The 25,050-nt window shown below is 67.4% G+C and carries 2 protein-coding genes; one reads left to right on the plus strand and one right to left on the minus strand.

The features are described from left to right. Positions 1-7: 7 nt before the first annotated feature. Positions 8-24,340 (minus strand): hypothetical protein, encoded by a 24,333-nt coding sequence (locus tag DMC64_RS37155; RefSeq protein WP_125737325.1) that lies wholly within the window; start codon positions 24,338-24,340, stop codon positions 8-10. A gap of 154 nt (positions 24,341-24,494) precedes the next feature. On the opposite strand from DMC64_RS37155, the gene DMC64_RS43585 reads away from it, so the two are divergent. Continuing rightward, positions 24,495-25,050: hypothetical protein (locus DMC64_RS43585; protein ID WP_158634308.1), on the plus strand; the 556-nt coding region annotated here is incomplete at its 3' end.

The raw sequence follows: 25,050 nt of genomic DNA on the forward strand, positions 1-25,050 counted from the left end.
GCCACACTCAGGGTTCCTCGGTCTTGATCTCCGGAGCGGGGAACTTGTACAGGTCACCGTAGTTGGTCAACAGGACTCCGAACGGGTTCGCCTCCGGATCGAACGCGTTCTCCAGCGCCACGAAGACGTTCGCCGAGACCGCGATCGTCCGTCGTGGCCGGTCCTTGTCAGGGAGCACGATCTTCGTCGCGAGCATCGTCACATTGACCCGTGACAAATCGGTCTTCCCCTCGGGGGTGGTCGCGGCGTTGACGAAAGCGGACGAGTTCGCGACGCCCTCGGCGCTGACCAGGTCGCCCAGTTGCCGGTTTCCCGTCTGCATGAGATACGACGGATAGGCGGGGAACCGTTTCCTCCACGCGGCCTCGACAGCCGCTTGAGCTTCGGTTCCTTCTTCGTCCGCCCTGCCCAGATACCCGCCGAGATAGATCGCGATGATCTCGCCGTTGAGAACCGAAGGCTGCTCCGCGGGCGGGATCGCACCCGGCGGATCGGCCAGGTTCAACCCGAGCTGCCCCACCACGACCTGTTCATGAGCAGCGGTGTGCAATGGCTTCACCCGCCCGACGTAGACCTTCCGGCCAGGTTGCGGGCGCAACAGCACCTCAGGGCCGCCTTCCCGGGGCGGGACGTAGCCGAGGGTGACCACCCTGCGCACCTCTTCCGCGATGGTGTGCTCGATCCGAGGCCAGATCCGCTCCAGGTCGCGCACCGCGGTCACAGGCATCCGGGGGTCGGCCGGATTCCGGGCGATGTCCTTGATGTGGCTCTTGCCGTTGAGGATCTTGGCCTCGATCTCGCCGGCTCGCCTCTGTACCTCGGGATGCACGCGGCCCTCGGCGTCGGCGAGGAAATCCGCCACCCGGTACAGCGGGTCGGCGGAGTCACGCCAGTACACGAGGTCGTCCATGCGTTCGATGGGGTACAGCCCCGTCCGGCCCGCCTCCGAGAGCATGAGATCCGCCGACGTGCCCGGGGGTACCGGCCAAGTCGTGCGGGAATGGGCTTGATCCTCCCAGATAGTCGTTCCACCCACGGTCATCTCCGGCGCGCCGGTCTCCGAGGTCGTGTTGTACACACTCGCCACCCGATGGGTGGGGAGCAGTCCGCCGGATTTGGCCGCGACCAGCGCCGGAACGCGGTCGTCTGCCAACCGCGCCAGCCCCCACATGTCCACCACCGCCCGCAGCCGTGGCGACACCAGCACACCCTGGCCGTCCACGGTCAGGTCGAACCGCGGGAACCAGTCCGACCGGCTCTCCAGCAGGGCCCGCAGCGACGGCTGGCTGTGGTCGATCGCCGGATCGAAGGACTGTACGAAAAGGTCCACCGCGCGCTCCGCGGGAAGCAGCCCGCCCGACGTCTCCTCGACCCACAAAGGCGCGCGCCCGTCGGCCAAGCGTGCCAGCCCCCAGTGCTCCACCATCTCGCGCAATCGAGGCAAGACCAGGCCATTTCCGCCGACGGCCAGATCGTTCCACGAAATCAACCCACCGGACTTCTCCGCGACCCACGAAGGCGAGCGTCCTTCCGCCAACCGTGTCAACACCCAGCGATCCACCACTTCCTGGACCAGCGGCGAAACCAGCACACCATCTCGCTGCTCGGGGCTGAGCAACGGGACCGACCGCGACACGTCTTCCAGGATCGCGTTCAGCGTCGGCTGAGGCCGGTGCGCCTCCGGAACGTAGGACAGCACCAAATCCACAGCCCGCTCATACGCGGCTTTCGCATCGGGAGCGAGGTCCAGCGCGGCTGCGGAATTCACGCTTCGAGGCGCGAACGACTCGGCGAGGTCCACCCTCGCCATACGGCCGGTCATCGCGGCGACCCGCTTCGCTGCTCCACTGGCCTGCGTGTCGGCGGGTCGTTTGCCCCGTCGCGCGGCTGCCAGAGCGGCTTCCCGCCAGGACGCCTCCGACTGCTGTCCGGGTCGAGTCGTCCCCGGCGGCGGGGAGAACGCGTCCGGTTGGGGTATCCCACTCACCGATGACGCCGCCGCGATGACTTGTGCGGCATCGGCTTTCGGCACCTTCTGTTTCACGGCCTCCACGAGGTCGTCCCGGGACAGTCCGGGGTTCTCGCCGAGAAGGGCTCGGACCTCGGCGGCGACGGATGCGCGCAGGTAGGAGGCGTCGACCCGACGCCAATCGACGCTGATTCCCTGGGCTTCCAGTTGTCTGTGGATGCCCGTCACGGTGGGCTTCGCTTCCGTGTTCAGCAGCTCGGCCACCCGGTGATCGAGATCCTGGTCGTCGACTCGCGACGGGACGGGAAATCCTGCCGCGATCCTCGCTCGGCCGTACAGGGTACGAACGACCTGCCGTACGACGAGGTACCCGCTGGCGCGAACCTCGGCCAGCACCTCTTCCATGGTGTGGTTCCGAGCGACCAGCTCATCGACCAGTCCCGGAAGATCTTCGTCCGCGATTTTCCCTCCCTCCCTTATCCGTTCCGGATCCAGAATTCGGACCGCGTCGTGGATCCAGGATGCCGGTGCGTACATTCCCTCGCCGGTCACCGCGGTGACCATTTGTGCCATCGAGAGTGTGGAGTTCTCCGCGAGAAGACGCTCCACCACGCCGAGCAGTTCTCGCTTCCCGATGCTTCGCAATCCCTGGCCTTCGACTCGCTGCGGAATCCCTGCCCGAGAGGGCGCATCATGCTGGACGGCTTGCCCCACCCGGCCGACCGACGCGAACAAGGCATCCCTGTCGCCGACGTTCCGGGAAACGAGAAGATCGACGATCTGTCTGACGGTCAAACCCGGGTTCTCGGCGATCGTAGCCCGAACCACCGAGTCCATTTCCTCGCGCCCGCGCCCAGGGGGAGCTGACGCCGACAGTTCCCCGAGAACCTCCCGCCAAATGATACGTGCCCGATTCTCGCCCATCTTCGCGTAGCCTTCCTCAGCGAAGCGCTCATTCAGGGTTCGTGTGAAATCAGCATAAACAAGCGGCTTGGCCTGCCCGGCAGCCTCGACCATCTCGGCCAAGGCGGCACGCCAATCCTTACTGGGGACGAGCCGCGGAGGGGCTAAGGCTCCACCCGCATCGATGTGCGAGCCGTGTTCTGCCGCCGACCGCTGTTTGCTCACCCTGGTGTTCACCCGGTCCACCGATTTCTGCACGGAGGCCTCGCTGATACGAAAATCCGCCCTGGCCCCCACCAACCCCGTGATGGTGGACAAAGTCGGGACATTCCCCTCTCCGATCACCGTGGCCACCGCCTCGTCCAGAAGTTCCATCCTCGACCCGCGATCCGGGAGCCCCGCCGCCGTCCTCGCCGTTTTGAGAGCCTCCCGGGCGCGTCCACTACCGATGGCGAAACCATGCGCACGGAGGGCCACGATCAGCTGCTCTCTCGTCACGTCATTGTTCATCCTGTCGATGATGACCGCGGTCCACTCCGCCAGCCGCTTGTCCGAAATATCTTTTCTTTCGAATTCGGGACGCGCCGCGTGTTCGACCGCGGCGACCGGACCTTCCTTCTCGGCGATGAGCTCGCCCAAGAGACGCTCCACGGCCGCCGCTCCATCGCGACCTTCTTCACCCACCGTCCGAGGCCCGCCAGTGTTCTCACCTGCTCGCGAAGGCAGCTGACCTTGGACACGTTCCCAAAGGTGCCGGAATCGCGTGCTGTCGAGGTTGGGCAGGTCGCGACGCCGCGAACTCAGCTCCGCCAATGCCCGCATGGCCGCGGCAGGCTCGATCGTGGCGTCCTCGTCCACAAGGCTGCGCAAGGCATCGGAAAAGACTCGATCGGCCGCGACGCCCCTCAGAGCGGGTTGCTTGCCCGTGACCTCGTACCAGGCTCGCGTGATCCGGTAATTGCCCACGCTTCCGCCGGTATCAGGGTCCCTGAGCCGGTCCTGGGCCGAGGTCACGACCGCGTTTATCGTCACCACTTTCCCTTCCGTCTCGAGATCGGAGATCGCGGCTCGCACAGCGTCGACCACCGCATCCTTGCTGCGCTTCGGTGCTGAGCCCGGCTTTCGCGAGCTTGAACCCGAAGGCTCCGCTTCCGGGTGGAGGCTCCACACGGGCGGACGTGACCATGGGCCTGTCCCCTCGGAAATGGTGCCGTCCTCGAAGACGTTCAACTGAACGTGCGCACGGTGTGCCGCAATTCGTACGCTGCCCACATCGGGCAAGCCGTCAGCCCGACGCTGCATGCCGGCTATGACCGGAGCCGTGAGATCACAGGCCACGACGGACACGCCCTGCACCTTGGCCCACGGCACCAGATTCGCAGAGATCGAGGCCAGCGCTTCCGAAGCGGCAAGGGCAGCGGAGCCCTCACCCTTCCGCGGCACGCTGAATCGGCCGTCCCGATGCTCACCGAGCATCACGAACGCTGCCGGATCGTGTTCCCGCAACCTCGCGATGGCGGCTCGTACTCCGCGCACGGCTGGGACATTCGTCCTCCGGAGGAACGCCGCACCGCCGAACGCGCCACCCCGGTCAGGAAACACCAAGACGGTCACCTGCCCGGCAGGCGTCTCAAGCGTCCGCTCGATCACCGGCGACTCGGTCAAAGACGCCACGCGCTCCGGCGACAACAGGCCACCGGACTTCTCCGCCACCCATGAAGCCTCGTGATCGTCGGCCAACCTGGCCAGTGCCCATCGGTCGACCAGCTCCCATACCTGCGGAGACGCCAACCAGGTGCCCCCACTCTCTCGGAGCGAGAGCTGCGGACGCCACACGGAAATCGCGGTCAACATCTCCCGCAGCGTCCCCTGGCTCAGGTTCTTTTCCGGATCGAACGCCAGCACGAAGTCGATCGCTTCCGGATCCAGACGGACATCCGGCTCGGCGACAACAGCTCGTTTCGTCGGCCGAGGATCAGGGCGCGGGTCCTCGGCAGGCCGTTTGGCGGATGGTGCGCCGTTCTCCGCCGGCTGTGTGCCGAACCTGGCCTGCGAGGTATGGCCAGGTTCGCGGCTCACCGGTGGACGCGGCCCTGTGGTCCGCACCGGCAGCCCCATCTCCAGTTTCGCCGCGACCAAGAGCTTACTGGCCCGCGTGGTGCGTGTTTTGATTCTTTCCGCACGAAGAACCGAAACGAAATCGACCGTTGTCAGCCGGTTGTTCTTCTGGAGCAGTTCCTTTGCCCGCGCGGTGATCGCGCCGTCGTCCGCAGCAGGCCCGACCCCCTGACGGGGCTTGAAGTCAGGCTCCGTACCACGCACCCGATGCCAGGCGGCTTGCACTGCGTCATTGCCGACCCCGCGGAGGCCCGAGTCCTTGAGCCGTTCCCTCACCAAGGTCTTGACAGCGTCTTGAGTCACCTTCCCCTGAACGGCTTCCAGCTCGGCGATCACTGATCGGGTCGCGGCTTCCAGCTGCTCCGGGGTGTACGCCGGGCGACTCGCCGTCTCCCAAATTCGGTCGAAATGGCTCTTGGCGAGGCTCTCGTAACCTGCCTCGGCGAACTTCTTCTTGAGGACCCCGAACGCGTCCTCCCGGGTAATGCCACCCGGGCCTCGCTCCAGCAGACGGAGGGCCCCGTGCACTTCGGCGGCGGGAACGCTCGGCCTGCCCGTGGACCTCTTCGAAACGACCTGGCTCGGACCACCCTTGGGGTCGAAACTGATGGCGGGAACACGCCCCGGCGGGACCACACCGGCGACGATGTCGCCGTTCTCGAAGAGATGCAACTTCGTGTACATCTGCCAAGGCTCGACCCGCACGTGCGCCGCATCGCGACGGCCGGTGACCTCCCACTGCATTCCGCTCATGAGGGGAAGGGTGAGATCGCACGCCACGACGACCACCCGCGACATCGCGGACCACGGGGTGATGTGCCGGGAGATCGCCTCGAGTCCGGCGAACAGGGGCAAGCCCACGTCGCCGCCACCCTCGCGCGGTGACACGAACTGTCCGTTCGCTTGCTTGCCGAACAGCACCACTGTGCCGGGGGCCGTTCGCATCCGCGCGAGCGCGGCGACGATCGCGCGCACCGCCTCCCGGTCGGCGGCCCGGACGAAAGCGACACCGGCGGGAGCGTCCACCCTGCCGGGCAGCTCCACCGCGACCACGTTGCCCGCCGGAGTCGAGAGCACCCGCTCGTTCACCGGTACTTCCGACCGCAGCGAAGCGACCCGGACCGGCGTCAGCAATCCTCCCGAATGGTCCACGATCCATGACGGCTGGTAGCCCTCCGCAAGCCGGGACAGACCCCACTGGTCGAGCACCGCTCGCAGCTGGCCCGATTCCAGAAGGCCGTCCACGCGAAGCCGGAGATCGATCGCCGGGTACCAGCGAGACAAGCTCTCGAGTTTCGTCCGTGGTGACGGCTGGTACGTGCCGGACCTGGGGTCGAAAGCCAGGACGAACTCCACGCCGCGCTCGTCCAGCACCTCGTCCATCCGGCGAACGGCCTCAGGCTGCCGGGTGGGGCCACCGCCGGTGAACGCCGGGCTCCTCGGAGGCACATCGGCGACCATCGTCGAGACCGGCCTGCGGTTCCCGGTCCGCCGTGGTCCCGCAGACCTAACCTCGGCACTTGTGGCTACTTCGCGTGTAGCGGGCGCCTCCTGCCGGGTCAGCCGGACAGCGGCCGCGCGAAGCAGCGCGTCCCTGGCGGCCGGCATCGTCTCCTTGGCCTTCGCGAAGAGTTGTTCGGCGGAAAGACCCGGTTCACGGTCGAGAAGGGCGCCCATCGCCCTCTCCACTGGTAACGAAGCAGCCACTTCCTCCATGGCCGCACGCACCTGACCGGTCAGTTTGACCAGCCTGGCGTTGCCGGCTCCTTCGTTCTGCGCACGAATCTTCTTCCCGATCGCCACGTCGGTAAGGGCCGCCTCGGTGCGCAAGGCCCGCACGATATGCGGCGTGAACCGCTCGACCTTGGCGCCGCCTGTTCCGTGCACCGACCGCAGGATTTCGACAACGCGCGAAACCAGGACGTCGAGGGGGACCGAATCGACGGTCGGTGTCCTCGACTCGCGCAACCGAGCCAAGGATGCGAAGGCTCTCCCTCGGCCGACTCCGTAGTTGAAGTCCGCGAGCCGTTCGACGACTTTGTTAAGGGAAGGCTCAGTTCCTCTTTCGTACAATTCACCGAGAATTTTGTCGAGGTCGCCGGTTGCGATCCGCTCCGGCATTCTCTGCGACCAGCCAGGGGCGGCTGTTTTCAGCGCATCGAGCACATGGCCGTGTGACGCCCGCACTCCTCGGGCACGAATTTCGTTCGCGATATCCAGAAAGAGCAGCGACTCCGCGGTCCCGACGACCTTTTCGACCAGTTGGTTCAGTTCGCCGCTGTCGACCACCCGGAGCAGATCGTCCATGGCGATGCCGGTCAACCGGTGCACCGAGGCGTAGATCTGCTTTTCGTCGGCTATCTTCCGCGCCAGGAGCTCGTCGATGGCGAGCTTGACCTCGACGACCTCTGTGCGGCCGTCCAGCTTGTCGTGCACGACCGAATCCAGGAAACGATCCGCAGGAGTCCTCGCGTCGACCGGGCCGGCCGCGACCACGGTACCGGGCGGATTTCCCTCGGCCGCCTTCCAGGCCCGGTCGAAGTGCTGCTCGGTGACCTGCGGAATCCTTTCCCGCAGCAGGCTCAAGGCCTCGCTTCGTTCGAGACCGGGATTGTTCTCGACCAACTCGCGCGCCATGTCGTGGACGGCGTTCTTGTACTGGGGTCCGCGTGGCGCGGGACGCGTTCCCGTGAGCGAATAATATTCCTTTTCAATTCTATCAGTACCGGGTCGTTTTCCCGAATGTGGGTCCTTGAGCCTATCTTTGACTTCCTTCAAGGACGCTTTCTGCCCATTGGCCGGGCTCGAGAGGATCAGCTTGATCGCGTCTTTCAGCTGCTCACCGGGGTACATGACCGACCTGCCCTGCGCGGGCCGCGTCGATGGGCCGGCGTCGGGGTGGAGGGTGAGGGCAGGCGGATAGGGTCCGGTGTGGGGGCCGAGGGTGATGGTGCCGTCGTGGTGGACGTTGACCAGGTCGCCGAGGTGATAAGGGGAGAGATCGACCGTATGAGCCAGCCCACGGCTATCGACCTGATAGTCGATCTGAGAACGGAACTGGTCGAGGACGGGGTCGCTGAGATAGCACGACAACACGATCACCCGTTCGGTCACCGACCACGGCACCATCTGCGCCGCGACACCCGCGAAAGCCTCCTCCGCAGCAACCCCAACCGACCCACCACCGGACTCGGCCGGCGCCTGATAGACCCCATCCCGATGCTTACCCACCAACACAAAAGCCTCCGGGTCATCAGCGGTCAACCTGCCGACCGCCGCCCGCGCCGCCAGCACCGCATCCACCTCATGCCGCGCCACGAACGCCGCACCCACCACACCACCATCACGCCCCGGCAACTCCAACGCCACCACACGCCCCGCCGAGGTCTCCAGCACCCGTTCCCCCAACCGGGACACCTCCACCAGCGACGCCACCCGCTCCGCCGTCAGCAACCCACCCGACTTCTCCACCACCCACGGCCCCTCAGCCCCCTCCCGCAACCGCGCCAAACCCCACCGATCCGCCAGCTCCCACACCGCCGCAGACGCCCGCACACCCCCCACACCCCGCTCCACCACAATCCCCGCATCCCACCCCCGCATCGCCTCCACCATCCCCAACAACGACGACTGCGACCGATTCACCACCGGATCAAAACCCACCACATGCGCCACCACACCCGCATCCAAAACCCCAGCACCCACCACCACGTGACGGTTCTCGCTCCCCACAACACGACGCTTCGCCGGAGAAACCACATCCCCGTCCGCAGCCCGCTTACCCATGCCTGACTCGGCGGTTGACAGCCATTCACCCTTGGCAAAGGAAGCCGCCACCCGGATCTGCTCGTTCTCAACCGCCGGTACCGCATCCCTCACCTTCGAGAAAAGGTCATGAACGGAGATCTCAGGATCGCTTTCGAGGACCGTGCGTACTGCCTCGTCCACCCGAGCCGACTCAGGGCCGACGACACGCAGCGTCCTCACTCGCTTGATCATTTGGCCGGTCTTCACTCCTGCGATGGAGACCCCGATCCGCAACCGGTCTTTGACGTCCTCAGTAGTGATCGCCGGTTCGGTTTTGAGCAGGTCCACTATCCGCCGGACCGTGTCGGCGACCTGATCAGCTCCACGATCAACGGGCAGATCGTCCATTACTCGGGAGACCACGTTCTCGATCGGTTCCGAACCGAGTGCCGACATACGCCGCTCGCGCACACGACTCAGGGAACCATTGACCGCTCGATTCGAGGCGTTGAGTCCCAATACTCGAAGCCGAGCTCTGACTTGCGGCAGCGCAGGAACCGATTCAGGCCGATACAGGCTGTCAACAAGAGCGTCCATTGAATTCTGCGAAATCGTTTTCACGGGACCGCGAGCTTGACCAGGGTTCACCCGTCGCATCGATTCGATGATTTGAGACTGCGACGCGAAGACTCCACGACGCTTCACCTCTTTATATGCCTCTTGGTAGGCAAGGGACTTCATCTCCGTCAAGGCACGCCTGAGCACATCGTCCAACTCGGCGTTATCCACGCGCCGGAGCATCCTTTCCAACGGAACTCTCGTCACGCGACTCACCGAAAGGTAAAGACTCTTCTCGTCTGCGACCCCTCGCCCAAGAAGGAGATCGACTACATCTTTGGCCGCAGCACCGTCATTCTCGCCAAGGGCGTCACGCACGAGCGCGTCCAGCTCAAGGTCGGCTTCCGACAGCGGATGCAGGAAAGCGGCATCGTCGACCGGGTCCAGGGTCGTAAAATCCGGGTATTTCTCTCGTACACGTTCGACAGAGTCGCGCAAGCGGTTGTAGTGCACATCTCTTCCCTGACCGAGAAGCACTTCATGTAGCTGATTTGCACCAAGCCCCTTGTTCGCGCGCAGCGCATCGCGAACATGAACATCAAGAGCCGCGTCACTCCAGCGCGGAGCGCTCACTCCCAGAACCATCTTGGCACGATTAAGCTGATAATTGGCGCGAACACTGGAACTTTGGATTTCATTTTCGGCCAAGAAATCCGCGAACCCCTTGTGATTCAGCCGCGGGTTCACACCGACTACCTCTTTGGCCAATTCGGCGAGCACCGCATCGGACACCCGCTTCGCATGATGACCGACCGACGATGGAGCCACGCTACGCACCACCTCGCGGATTCGTTCATAGCGCGCATCGACCCCCCTGGACCGAACAGCGTCCCAGACGTCGACGATGGCGGGATTCCCCTTCTCGGCCACAACCTCCTTAACGATCTCCTCGAGCCGACCGGCGGAGACGACATCGAGAGGCGACGGCCGGGACACCTCGCCAACGCCGGCCACCGCAGCGCGCAGCTGAGCTTCGTCGGCGACGTCCCAGCTGACAAGATGAATGACGACCTGCTCGGTGCTCAGCCCAGGATTGCGAGCGATCGTGTCCCGCACGACCGAGTCCACCTCTGCCGCGATCCGTACCGGAGCAGCGGAGGACTGCCCGGCTCCCACAAGGCTCTGCCAAGCTCGCTTGAAGGAGTGAGGGCCCACCTCGGGATGCTTCGCCATCACTGCCCGCTCGGCCTCGCCCTTACCAATGCCAGGTTCACTCTTGATGATCTCGGCAAGCGTGGTCCGCAGCACTTCCGGGTTGATACGATTGCGCGAAACAGGAGTCGAATCATTCACCCGATGCCAGGCGGCCGCGATCGCTTTGGTAGAGGGAACGTTCTTCTCGGTTCCGAGATATGACTGCACATCAGTTTGCAGGATTTTTCTTGTCGAGCCTTCCTGAATTTCGCCCGCCAAGGCATTGATCGCTCCTCGGACAAGGTCATCCATTTCGTCCACCGTGTACTTCGGTTTCTTTCCCCGCCGGGGCCGGTCACCGCGCGCGGCGTCCGGATGGAGGCTGATGGCCGGGGCGATCGGCCACGGACGCTCACCGACGACGATGGAGCCGTCGTGCTGGACATGGAGCCGATCCTGGAGTTGATAGGCCTCGATGCGCACGTCCGCGGCTTCTGGCCGTCGAGCGCGGTCCTGCCTCAGCGGAGCCAAGATGGGATCGGTGAGATAACAAGCCAGCACGACCACTCGGTTCACCGACGACCACGGCACCAGATGTTCCGCGGCCGCCGAGAACGCGTCCGCGGCCGACAAGCCGGCGTCGTTTCCCCCTTCGTCCGCGACGGCGATTCGTCCGTAACGGTGCCGGGACAGCAGGACGAACGTGCCCGGAACCTCCGCCTCCAGTCTCGCGGCGGCGGCGCGGATCGCCGGAATGGCCTCCAAATCGTCGCGTAGCAGGAACGCCGCGCCGGCGGGCGTGTCGCCTTCACCGGGCAACACCTGCGCGACCACGTTGCCTGCCGGGGTTTCGAGCACCCTCTCGATCACCGGTGCGGCGGGCACATCACGTATCTCGGGGATTCGCGACAGAGCCCGTGGACCCGGAACATTGTCCTGCGTCAGCTGGCGGACGGGCTGGGCGTCTCGACCAGGTACAGTCGGCCCGGCGGATGGCTCGTCCGGGTCGAGGAAGGCCGCAAGCTCCGTCACCGCGTCCAGAGCCCGGGTGACCGGTTCAGACCGGCCCGGCGCGTCTTCCGGGACGGTCGCCCACTCCGGACCGGGCGATCCGGGATCCGCCCTGGACTCCCCGAGTTCGACGACCGAGTCGGATTCCCATCGGACGGAGTCGCTTCCGACGCTGGAGCGGGCGCCCCCGGGCGTCGTCTCGACCCAGATGTCGACCCGCGTGTCACCCCGCCTGGCGGCGAACAACGGTGTGGTGTCCATGCCTAGCTCGGTCATGGAGAGGCGTTCTTGGCTTCCCGCCCGCTGCTGGGCGAGAGCGAGTTGTTCACCGAGCTCGCGTTGCAAGAGCGCCGCGTCGCGGTCCAGACCTGCTTCGCCCTCGATCCGGTATCGCAGAACCGTCCTGTTCCCGTCGCGCCGCGCTTCCAGCACCTGGCCGACGATGTCGATCAAGACGGCCCGGCGCTCCCGCGCTCCGTTCCTGTGCCTCTGGTAATTGAGTCGCGCGGTCGGGGCGGCTCCGGTCACCCAGGGGTCCCGAACGTCCGCGATCGCAAGCCGGTGTCGCGCTTCGGCCAGCCGCCACGCGGCCTCGGCGGTTTCCTCCGCGAGCCTGCGCTCTTTACCCGGCTCGGCGCGGAAAGCGGCGCGGGCGGCGTCCCACTCCACGTCCGCACGGGCCATCTCGGTCGCCGCTTCCTTCACCGAAAGAGGCAGCCGGTCGGCGCGGTCTCCATAGCGGGTCACATAGCCCCGGTCGAATTCGACGTCGACCACCGCGCGGCGGCCCGAGAACCGGGCGGTCGGCTCGATGACGATCCGGAAGTCCCACGGCTCCTCCCAGACGCTGGTGATCTTCTCGGCTTCCGCCTCCTTTCGCGCCGAGGGCAGTTCGGGGCCGCCGAAGCTGCTCCCCGTCTCTTGCTCGCTTCCCGTCCCCCGGGCGCCGAGAGGTTCGAGAGGGATCACCCAGTCACCGATCCCCCCGAGGGTCTCGCGCCCCTGTGCGTAGGTCTCCGAACCTTTCGGCTGAGGCACACCGGCCGCGAGGAAGGGAAGCGCCAGTGGGACGTGCTCGTTTTCCGTGCCCACTTCCGCGTCCCGGTGACCGGACCGGCTCGACGACGCGGTCAGCCCGACCCTGGCGCTGGCCCCGAGCAGCTTGCCCCCGCTCCGCGGCCGCCCGTACACGGTGGCTTTGACCCCGAGTTCAGCCGGTAGTTCGAGCTCGACACCGTCGGCGAAGCGGCCCGCGAGCGCCTCCAGCCGGGTCGGCGAGAACGCGGCTCGTGCCATCCGGAGAGTCTCCGAGCCAACGGTACGGCTGGCCGTCTGCAGGCCCAGCTCCAGTCCCCGCACGAGGTCTGCGGTGTTCCCGCGGAAGTCGAGAGCGCGGAACCGGCCGGCCTCGGGAAGCCGTGCGTCAGCGCTTTCTTCCAGCCAGTGGCCGATCCCGTCCGCCGTGCCTTCCGCGCTCGGGCGAACGGTCACTGTTCCTGCCGAAAGCTCGCTGTCCGTCGTCTCCGGGTTGTCCTCCGGGAGCGACCGGGAGGTCACTGTGCGCTCCGCAGAAGTCTCGGCCAGCCTTTCGCCCTTGCGTTCGATGCGGAGGTCGAACCGGAAGGCGGCCTCGGACGCGGAAAGGACACCGCGGGCGACCTCGGATTGGACCAGCGTTTCGGTACCCTTCCGCTGTTCCACCCGAAACTGCTTGAGCCATTCCGACATACCGCCGAAACCGAAACCGACGTTGACATACGGCGCGCCGTGCCGGCCGGGATGCGCTTCCGACGCCGCCACGGCCTGCTCCGACCTCAGCGAAACGGCCGGCACGAACAAGCTGGCCAGTTCGGCGAGGATCCGTACCGACGTCTTCGACTCGGTCCGGGAATTCGCGACGGTGTTGCCCCTGGTCAACGTCCCGTGTTCGAGCGACGGCGCGCCCGGTCCGGTCAGTGGCTCGGCGCTGACGACGAGGTCGTAGGTTTCGCCGCTAACGCGGTCCTCGAGCCGCAGCGGCGTGCTCGTCCCCCCATTCGCGAGATCGGCCATCGAACTCTCGAAGCTCGCGAGATACCGCTGGGCGTCCCCGAGGTTGTCGTGCTCCCCTTCCACCCTCGTCCGCGGCAGCAGGCGCTCGGCACGCTCGCGTCCCAGTTTGCCCGCCAAGCTCTCGCGCAAGGCACCGAGCTCGCCGCTGAGGTCGAGGGGATCCAGTACGCCACGGGTCCAGCCGGCCGGGAACCCGGTCGTCCCTGGGGCCTCCGCCGAGTCCGGCCGCGGCACCTCCGCCTTTTCGATAGCGGAATCGTGTCTTTCCGCCGCGGTGGTCCGCGCGTCTTCGGCGAGGATCGCCTTCAGTTGCTTTTCCGACACCAGCACCGTCGCGGCGTCGGGTAGCCGGTAGCGCACGCCGAACGACTTCGGAGCTCCGGCTTTGAAAATGCCGTACCGATCGAGGTTGCCGCGGTGGCGGGAGCCGGCGATCTCCGTCACGCCCAGGGTCGCCCGGATGAGGTGGTAGGTCTCCGGTTCGCCCCGGAACCCGGTCGAAACACCGGTCTCCGTCCTCGTCACCGAACCCTTGGTCCGGCCGCCCTTCCAGATGGCCAGTTCCTGCAGCAGCGCCCCCATCGCGCGGCTCGTGACGCCGACGGCTTCCCGGACCGTGTCGCTCATCGGAACCCAGGCGTATTCGACGGAGGTCGCCTGCGCCCAGCCCTTCGTCTTGCCCTGTTCGGTCGTCCTGGTACCGGACACCGTCCGATCCGGCTGGCGGTGGAAGGTCTCGAGGATTTCGGGCTTGTGCAGGGTGTAGGACACTTCCAAAGCGGCCTGTGCGTCGGCGCGCGACCGGTCCCACCGCTGGCCGTCGATCACCGTCGGCCGGCTGAAGAACCGGGGGTTCAAGCGCGCCGATCGTTCGGACAGCTGCTCGTCCCGGAGCCGTGAGTTCTCCCCGTCGGCGAAGGACAGCGCCGGGTCGTCGCCCGCCCGCTCCTGCACCTCGCCGCCGTACCTCCGCACGTGCTCCATGCCCTTGATCGAGAGCACCCGGATGTTGTCGAGTTCCCGCGACTGGCCTCGATGCGGCTCACCACCGGGAGCGAGCTCCTGCCCGGCCAGGATCTCCCAGCCCTCCGGCTCGACGTGACGGGTCAGCTCGACCGCGCGGGACGGCGGCAGTTCGAGGACGACGTCGACCTCGACCGCACCGCGCCCGCCGGCCTCGGGGTCGACGATCTCCAGCTTGTGCAGTTCGGGCCTGTCCCTACCGGGTTTCCCGACGGTGAGACCACGGACGACCGAGTTGTCCCGGGACCAATAGTTCCCTTCGACGTTCAGCCGCACCCGGGCTCGATACCGGCGAAGGGGTTCCGGCCGGACGTTCCCTGCGGCGTCCAGTTCGGTCCCGACGTCGCTCCGGTCGGTCGTGGTGGTCTGCCGCCCGGTGCCGGTCGCTTTCCCGGAGGTGTGGGTGATCTTGGCGTACCCCGTGAGCAGTGCCATCGACTTCACCACGGAGGTGTAGACACGCGCCACCGCACCGCCCAGATAGGACTTGGTGACCGACGTCGTGGCCGTGCTTTGCTCGCTTTCGGTCAGTGTGCTCGCGACCGGTGTCTCCGCCGCCGTGTCCAAAGGCTCCAGCTCGCCCACGAGCTTGGCCGAAACCTGGAACGACGCGTGGTAATCGTGTCCCCAGCCGTGCTCGGGGGTGAGATCCACGGTCATCGGGCCGTCGGAGATCATGTCGGCCGCCCGGCGGGCCAGGTTCTCGCCGGAGACGGCGCCCGCGATCGCGCGCCCACGGGCGACCCGGCGCATCTCGGCGGTCGACCGGCCGCTCGAGGGCGGCGCGGCGCCGGGATCGGCGACGAACTCCGTGTTCCGCCACGCCCACCGGTGATGACCGGGGATCGTGCGTGCGGAAGCCCGCATGATCGCGCTCAGTCGTTCGGCCGCTTCCGGTAGCTGAAGCGCTGCCTTCGTGACGACGCTCTGGGCCTCGGCCGCGGACACCGGCCACACCGGTTCGCCCCGCTCGCCGGTGATCCCGGCCTGTGCCGCGTTCGTGGCGTCGGTCCAGTGGTAGGCGTCGAGGGCGCTGGGGAACGCCACGATCGGTTTGCCCGGCATACGGGCCTCGACCCGGTACTCCGTCTTGTAGCGCACGACCGGTTCAGTCCGCTCGGATACCTGGCTCGCGGCCGTTTCGCGCGTGGTGGTCCGGTCGCGCGTCACGTTCCCGCCGGCACCGACCATCGGGCCGCCTGCCACGGAGAGCACCCCGAGGTCGAAGCCCGGCCCCATGCCGACGCTCGCACTCCATTCCCGGGTCGCGGTGGCACCGCTCTCCGCCGTGGCCGCCTCCGAGGTCGTCCGCCGGCGGGTACCGCCCTCGATCGTTTCGAGGTAGGCGACCCGTTCGGCGATGACCCGCATCTCCAGCTCTCGCTGGCGCGTGGGCATCAGCTTGCGCAGGGGGCTCCCCGCGGGCAGGAGCGTCTCCACACCCACCCAGCCGTGTCCGTCATCGGCTTGTTTCCGGCTGACCGCCACCTTCGGAAGCCGTTCTTCCAGCGTCGCAGGGCTCAAGGCTTTCCGGAAGGAACCGCGTTCCTCGGCGCCGGTCACCTTCCAGAGCCGCATGAGCTGTCCGGCCATCGACCGGTCGTGGCCCGCCCGCGGAGGTTGACGTTTGCCCTTGTGGACGGCGACTGTTTCCTGCCGGACGCTGACCGCTTCGACTGCCGCGGCCGGCAGGAAGGCGGGGGTGGGCACTGCCTGTTCCGCCGCGCTCAGCTCTTCCGGCATGGCCACCCGGACCGTCACCGGCGCCTGTGTCTTGTCCGGATGCGAGGGGGAACCGAAGACGGTGGTCGGCCCGGCGGACCGGCCCGCGCTGTCGAGCGGTGTCGCGCGGAAGACGAGCGGCACGTCCAGCACCTTTGACCGCTGCCCAGGCAGGGAGATCGAGGTGGTTTCGCTCGCCGACTCACTGTGCTCGGCCCGGCGGCCGGAAGCGACGTTGGTCGGCGCGGTCACGAGGCCGAGACCGAACAGGCCGGGCACCATCGGCAGGAAGAACGCGACACGAGCCATCGGCGACCGGCCGGACGAGACGGCACCGAGGGTGCTGTGGCTCCGCGACCCGCTCGCGGGGGTCGTCGTGCCAGGCGAATCCACAGGTTTCGCCCGCGCCCATTCGGGCTCGGCGGAGATCCGGTAGGGCTTGCCGTCGACCGTGAATTCACGTCCACCGTAGAACGACCGGACGTCGTTCTCCAGCGCGTGCCGCAGTTCCGTGGTGTCCGCGCCACGCGGGCCCACCGCGTCGGCGACCTGGCCGACGTTCTCGGTCTTCGCGAGCTGACGAGCGGGCCCGAAGCTCCGGTCACCGAGCCAGTACCGGGCCTTCGAGGGTGCGGCGTCCCTCTGACCGGCAGCGACTTCCGGCTGGTTCAGGGCCGGCGGCGGTACCGCGTCCTCCGGGATGGTGGACAGCACGTGTTCCGGCCGCTTTCCGTGGGTGCGGCCCCGGCTTTCCTCGTCGCCCGCGCGCTGGCGGTTGAACCGGTCGATGTGATCCTGCTGCTCCTGCTTCGCCGACCACCACTGCGCGAGAGCCTCGTCAGCCGACTGCCGGGCAGCCGTGGCATCCTGCTGGAGCCCAGGCCGCGCCGCGGCGAAATCCGCCCGGCTCGTCCTCCAAGCTTCGTACGTCGGGTAGAAGTCGTCGATGGCCTTCGAGAGTTCGATCGCGCGTGCTCGCTGCACTTCGGCGTACGCGGCGATCTGAGCCTTGTCCTCCTGCAGCCGCTCCACCGCGTCAGGGCTCACCAGTGGCAGGTCTTGCTCATCCTTCGGAGCTTCGAGGCGTTCGGGAGCTTCGAGGCGTTCGCGTTTTCTGAGCCGTTCCTCGAAATCCGGACCGGACCGCTCTTCGGCCCGCCGAATCCTTTCCAGCAGGATCGGCACCGCGGCCCTTGCCCTGTTGGACTCCCTGAACGCGGCCGCGGAGGCCTCTTTGGCCGCTTCGAAGACATCCTCGGGAGTGCCGCCCGGATGTCCCACGATCTCGGCCAGCTCCTGAGTCGGCGCCTCGAACCGGCGCTCCGCCGCGATCTGCTCGAGATACTGGTCGTCGAGCGCTCGTTGGGCCGCTTCGGCGTTCTTCTCCGCCGCCCGCCACGCCCCCGCCGCGTCGGTCACCTTGGTCAGCGCGGCGTACAGGGAGGGAGGCAGCTTCATGCCCCGTGACGCCAGTTCCTTCGTCTGCATCCTGGTCTTCGCGTACACGTTCGGCGCCTCGGCGACCCCGCGGTGGCCGTCTTCCGTCTCCGCGACCACGCGGATCTCCAGGTGCTGCTTGAGCAGCGACTTGGACTGGTAGGTGCGCTCCTCGTGGGCTCGCCGCAGCAGGTTCCCGGTGGCCGGGGTGTGGTACTCGCCCGGGCTGTTCGCGGTGAGCGGACCGGGTGCGATCCAGTTGTCGTTCGGGTCGACGACGAAGGCTTCGAGCGGATTCACGATCGTGGCCCCGCCGATCGTCTGGTCGGTGCTCGTGTTCGCCTGTTCCCGGATGCGGGCCGTCCGGTCGATCCGTACCGTGCCGCTCATCCCGGCGAGCTGTTCCTCGACGATGCGCGCGTACAGCCGGACCTTGACCTTCTTCCCGCCGGCCACCCGCTGCTCGGACAGCACCGGGAGTTCCGCTCCGGAAGCGGTGAACTTGTCGCCTGATCCGGAATGGTCGAGCGCGGCCCGCAGATGCGATTTGAGCTGGTTGCTCGAGGTCGCGGCCGCGACGACGGCGTCGGCGGCCATGCCCGCCTCCGGGATGCCCCTTCGGCCGGCTGCCTTGAGCGCCTGTTTCACGGCTTCATCCGTCGCGTCACGGATGGCCTCCGCGTTCGACAGCTGGGCGATCGCGGCCATCCGGGGCAAGGGCTTGCCGCTGCCGCCCGTCATCCACCGCCGGATGCCCGCCGCGTCCATCTCCGCCGCGTCCACCCGGGCCACCACTGGCTCCTCGCGCCGCCCGGCGGGAGCCGGCGTCGTCGAGGCGATGCGCTGATCGTCGGCGACGGTTCGCCTGGTCAGCGATGTGTCCTGAGACGCGATCGTGAGCGATTCGCCATCGCGGCGGACGAGTTCCAGATCGAGCCGGATGTGCTGGCGGTAACGCGCGAAGGGACCGTTCGAAGAGGTGTTGTAGTTGACCGCGTTGATCTTGTAGTTCTCGCGGCGGGAGATGGTCGTCTTGCTCGCGCTGCCGCCGGCCGTGGCGCCGGCCGAACCCCCCGTGTCGCCGTCACTGTAGACACCACGGGCACCGAGTCGCGCGGATCCGCCGTATGACGAGCCCTCGTCCCTGCCGTCGACCGTGACCCGCGACCCGTAGGTCCACGCATCGTTGTCGACATTGTCGTGCACGACGTCGAGGAACTCGGTCCTGGTCGGAACGGCCCGCAGCCGGACTTGATGGGTCTCGGTTGTGAAGGTCCCTCGTTCGTGGAGCGGGATCCCCACGCCGCCGGAGATGAGATCGTCGATCAGCGCCAGCACCGTCTGCGGCGTGTCGAGGTCGCGCAGCCTGCGCAGGTTGTGCATCGTGTCGTCCAGCAAGGACACGGGAAGCAGACCCGGTGCGATCTTCCGGAGTTCTTCGATGGCTTTGGCGGTGAAGTTCCCGAGATCGGGCACGTCCTCGAACGATTCCGTTCCGAAGCCGTCGGCGCTCCGTTCGGGTGCCTCGAACTCGCCAAGCATCGGTGCCCGCGGTTCGGGAGACGGAAGCAACCCTTGTGCCCGCGCCTCCTCTTCGGTCATGCGCACGTAGGTGTGCTGCTGCTCGTGCGGATGGTCGCCGAGGAGCACCTCTACGCCGCCCCGCTTCACCTCGGAGTCGACGAGCCCTTCCTTGCGCGTCTCGACCACCATCCGGACGCGGTTGTCGTAGCGCACGACGATATTCCGGCCCGTGCCGTCGGCGCCGCCGCGGCGCATCCGCTCGTACTCCCCCGCCACTTCGAGCGACTCGTCGCGGCTGCGGTTGAAGGGAACGGCGTGGGCCCCGAGGTACGTCTGACCGCGCGCGTCTCCGTCCGGCGGCCGCAAGTAGCTGGAGATGGACGCCAGAGCCCCGAGCCCCATGCGCTCGCCCGTCTCACCGAGGGCACGGCTGCCCCCGACGAAGGAACGTTCCGCGTCCCAGTGGCTCCCGGGCGAGATGACGACCGGGTTTTCGAGATCCATCCGGATCCCGACGTCGGCGACCCGGTCCTGCAGACGGCGCTGATAGCGGAGGCCGGTGGTGAGCTCGCCGTGTGTGGTGAGAGCGCGAAGCTCGGTACGGAGACGTTCCGGCGTGAACATCCGGTCGAGACGCTCCGCGGACGGTCCGGGCAGGGTCAGCACCGAGTCGCCCCCGGTCACCTTGCCGAGAAGTTCTTCGAGCAGGTTCTGCAGGCGCGGGATCCCGGTCACCGCCTCGGCTCGCATGAACTGCGGCGGGTGACCGGGCTGCTGGGAGAGTTCGGCGAGTGTCGGAGTGTCCTCTTCGGACAGCCAGCGCACCTCCGGCTGTGCGCTTCCCCGGTTGCCCGCCGGGGCGGTTTCGGCCGGGTCCTGATGCCAGACCACGGCTTCGTCGAGCCAGAGTTCGACCTTGCCCTCGATGGGCTTGCCCACCGCGTCCTGGCTGTAGACGGCAGGTTCCGGCACCTGACGGAAGGGGGAACCGGGTGTGAGCCGCCGTACCCAGGCACGGGGCCGGGTGTAAGTCCTGACCTCGATCTCGAAATCGACGTCGTGTTTGAAGACGTGCGTGTTCTGGCTGCTGAGATTCCAATCGAGCCGCTCCGCCTCGATGTCGACCGCGTTCCGCCGCGACTGACTTCCGGCGAAACGCAACGGCGCCACGGTGAAGTCCGCCATCCCGCTCGCCACCGCGGTGTCCGGCACCAGGACCAAGCGCGCCTCGGCGCCCACGGTCACGCCGCGCTCGGTGGCCGTGCCGCTGGCGTTGACCGCGCTGTGGGCCGCGGTCGCGAGGATGGCCCGGTTCTCGGCCTTGCCGAGATACTCCCCTTGCGACAGCTTGGCTTTGACCCGCACCTCGACGTACTCGCTGGTGAACAGGCCCCGTCGCTTCAGCTGTACCTTGATTCCCGGCCCGATCAGGCTGTCCAGCCGGGACCGCATCGCGGTGGGGGAAAACGCCGTCAGGAGTTTACGCAGATTCGCCGTCTGCTCGCGGACCTGGAAGCCGTCCACCTTCAGGGGACTGGCGAAGGGCCCGCCGACAGCCGGGAAGAACGTCGCGAAGCCCGGAAGAGACCGCAGGAAGTTCTCGACCGCCGGCGCCACCTTCGTGGCCCCTTCGAACAGACCGGCCGCGACCTGCCCACCGGCGGCCGTGGTCGGCAGGTAAGGCGGCTCGAAGACCCTCTCCTTCGGACGGGTGAGCTTGTCCGGCGTCCCGGGCGGTACGGGCAGCCCCTGTGCCTTGGCCTCCGGCAAACCCATCCGCACGTAGGCGGTGATCTCGTGGGGCTCGATCGCCTTGCCACCGAACGGTGTCACCTTGAGTTTGGTGGTCACCTTGTACAGGCCGATCCCGCCGGTGGCGTACAGCCCGGTTCCCGTGCTGGTGTGGGCGCCCGTCGCGGTCCTGCGTACCCGGCGGTAGCCCACCCCCGCGGTGAGGCCACCCGCCGCCCGGAACAGTTTCGACACGGGGGCGAGCCCCCCGAGCCCGGCCTCGAACTGGCCCCCGGTGGTCGCGGTCGAAACGGCGGTGTCCGTCATGTCGGTGACGTCGGTGAAGCCCAGCATCGAGTTGCCCGGCAGCACGCCGACGAGTTCGACGTTCTTGGCGCTGGGCGGCTCCACTTCGAGTTTGACGGCGTGCCGGGTGGAGCCGTCGAAGCTGGCGAGGTCCGAGGACAGCACCGGTGTCCCGGACAACATCGTCGACAGGGACGGCCGCAACCCGGTGCCGGTCAGCAACTCACGCAGCTCGTTCCAGCCGGGTGAGCCCAGCGCCGTGACCGACGGGCGGCCCTTTCGGCCCAGCGCCTGGGCGACCTTGTCGAACAGCGCCGCCTCGTCTTTGACCTTGAGGACTTCGGTCATCGAAAATTCGACGCGCTCCGCCCAGTTCGGCCGCGCATCGCCCTCGCGAACGACGTTCGCCGGCCTGCCCAGTCCCCGGAGGTGCTCCGGGATCATCAGTTTCACTGTCTGGTCGGTGACAGTGCCCGTTTTCTCCCGGCCACGGCCGTCGGTGACGGTGACCTCGTATTCGACCCGGGCGTCGGCGGCGTAGGCGGGACCACTCGCCCGGATTGAGCCGAGCTTCGTGGTGGTCGTGGCGGCGATATGCCGTCGGGGCGGACGCCCGACGAACGCCGTCAGTGACGCCCAAGCGGCCACCATCGCCGTGGCGAGCATCGTGGACGCGCCACCGCCCACCACCCAAGGTCGGGTGTCGTTACGAGCCGCGGTATGGGCGAACTGCTCGAAGTCCTTGATGTGACCGACCCCGACGTCGAACGGTTCCTTACCGTTGACGGTCGCCCCGTCCAGGTCCATTTTCGCGCGGATCTTGACCGCGTACCACTCGCCGTCCGCCCATACTCCGAAGGTCCGGCCTGGACCCAACAGAGTTTCGAACCTTGTACGGGTCAAGCGCGTGGCGATCTGCCCGAAACCCGTTTCGTGTTTGATCTCCTTGCCCTTGAGCTCCGCGACGAAGTCACGGACCATCGTCGTGAGTTCCTTGTCGCCGCTCGCCTTCCCGGTGACGGTGACACCGCCGAGCGCCTCCCCGTCCCGCGCGTACACGGGCAGCGCCGAACGGAGGTCGGTCGGCGGCGAGGTCTTCTCATCCCCGAAGCCGTCGTGATGCGAGCCGGCCATCGTCGAAGCGCCGTCCTCGCTTTCGCTTTCGGTATACGAGGCGAGGGTGTCCATCGAGGACTTCCGGCTGGGCCCGGCTTCGGTGAAGCCCGCGCCTTTGCCGAGAAGCACGGCACCGGGGGTGGGAGACTCCCCGGCGTTGAGTGGCCGGAGCGCCGTCTTGGTGACCTCGACCCGTTGCCCGGGCGCGAACGGCACCACTTCGCGCGCGATTCCGGCGTCGCGCGCGAGCTTCGCGAATCGAGCGGTCTCGGGTTCGGTGATCGCGCAGGTGATCACCATGAGCTTGTTCCACGGCTTCGGCTGCCCGGTGGCGGACAAGCTCCGGTTCACGTCGGCCAGCGCGTCGACGACCTGCTCGATCCGGACCGCCCCGGGCCGCGGTCCTCCGCCGGATTCGGTGGAGGAGTGCCACGTCACGACGAAGTCCGCGTTCAAATCCTTGCCTGCACCCGCCGCGAAAGCGTCAGCCACCTTGCCCGCTTCGTGGTCGGGCAGGAACGAAGCACCGATCACCGACTGTTCCGGTGAGACCAGCGGGCGTGCCTCCGCCACCGTGCGCTCGACCGGAGTGCGCTCGCCTTCGAGCTCGGTCGCCCGGTCTCGTCCAGCGCTCGCCTGATCGTTCTGCGAGCGCGCAGGCTCGGTGGTCGCGGTATCGGTCGTGTCCCGGGTGGTGGGGCCCGTTCCGGTTTCGGGAGAGGTCGCGTGGGCAGCGGCGCTACTGTGACCTTCCCGCCCCGGGGCGGCGTTCGCGACCGTCTCCGGGCGTCCACCGGCCGACCGGCCTTGACCGGTGCCGTCCGCGGCGGCGACGGTGCTGATCGGAGGCGTGCCGCGAGTATCCGGTGCGACGACGGGGCGGAGGCCCTCCCCCGGCCCCGGCGTGCTCGCCTGCTGCCGGACCGGGGTCGAGTCGGGGGCCGTTGTCCTTCCTCCGCCGGCCTCACCCGACGTCGGTCCGGTCACCGAATTCACTGCGGCCGCGGCGACGACCGGCGCACCGGGCTGTGCTCCGATCGCCTGGTCCCGGCCTGCCACGGCGAGCGGACCGTCGATCGAACCAGGCCGGCCGGGCGCGGTCGAGGTGGTCACAGCCGGAGACTCGGCTGAGATACCGGGAAGTGCCGTGGCACCACGGGCGCCGCCGGAGACACCTGCCTGTGTCTGGGTGAAGAGGGTGCCCGTTGGTTGCCCATTGGTGGTGCTGACCGGTTGCGGTGCCGCGGCGACCGCCGCGGCACGTTGGTCGGCGGCGATGGTGTCGGCGTAGGAGGGTGGTGGCTCGACTGGGATTTTCTCCACCAGGGAAACACTCCCGGCGGCCGTACCGCCGGGTTTGATGTCGGTGTCGGTTTTGATGTCAGCGCTGGTCTTGATGTCGGTGCCGGTCTTGACGTCGGTGCCGGGTTTAGTGTCGGTGGTGGCTGAGGCGGGTTCAGGGATGGTCAGCCGTGGTGCCTGTGGGAGGTGTCCCAGCGCGGTCATCAACGCGTCCAGCGATCCAGCGTTCGCGCTGGCCGACGAGCCGCCGGTACGACCGCCACCGAAGCCGGACAACGCGCCCAGCATCCCCAGCCATGGGCTCGCGTGCGGGGACCCGGTCGCCAGATTGACCAACGGCGCGGTCACGAACACCACCGCGACCTGCCCGACCCCATAAGACAGATGCCCCAACGCCTCAACCGACCCCGGCAACACCCGCTTCGGCGCCTCCGCCTCCTCCCTACCGGCCACAGCCGCCTCATCAGGTGCCTTCTCCGACCCCACCGCGGCATCGGGTGCTTTCTCCGGCGTGACCTTCCCCGCCAGGCCGGGCACGGCGGCATCAGCGGCCTCCTTCGCGGCCGCTGCTTTCGCCACCTCCGCCCCGAGTTTCTCCGCCGCGTCGCTCGCGCCCTTCTGCGCCACCCCCCGCACCCACACCGCACCCGCATGAAAAACCCCCGCGAACGCACCCCCCAAAAAACCACCCACAAACGACCCCATCAACGACTTACCGTCCAGCTCCGCCCGCTTCCCCGCCCCCACCTGACCCGCCTGAATCGACAAATCCAAACCACCCATGATCCCCGCACCCGCCGCACCGAACTTCCCCGCCTGCCACCCCCCAACCCCCAACCCCCCCCCAGCCTTCCACCCCAACTGCTTCGCCCACAACGCCGCCAACCCCCGCATACTCGCCACCAACCCATCCCACACCGCCATCAACGCCGCCCGCGCCGACAAAATCGCCGCCCCCGCCATAAACGAAAACACCAACGACGCCAGCAACGACACCACCGTCGCCAACGCCATCGCCGCCATCGCGACCATCATCACCTTCGCCTTCACCACATCCGCCGACGCCGTCTGCGCCATCCGCGCCAACCCCCGCGCCGACTCCTCCAACCCCTCCACCCCCGCCGGCATCTCCCGCCCCAAAAACGACCCGAAATACTCGCCCGTCTCCCCTGCCAACGCCGCATCCACCCCACCACCACCCGCAGCCAACGCCACCCGAAACTCCCCCAACGCCACCTCGAACTCGCCCCACGCCCGCTCCAACTCCGACAACGACACATCGTTGCCCTCAGGCCACGACATCCCCAACGTCACCAAAAAGAACTTCTGCAACTCAG

The sequence above is a fragment of the Amycolatopsis sp. WAC 04197 genome (assembly GCF_003947475.1).
Lineage (GTDB): Bacteria > Actinomycetota > Actinomycetes > Mycobacteriales > Pseudonocardiaceae > Amycolatopsis > Amycolatopsis japonica.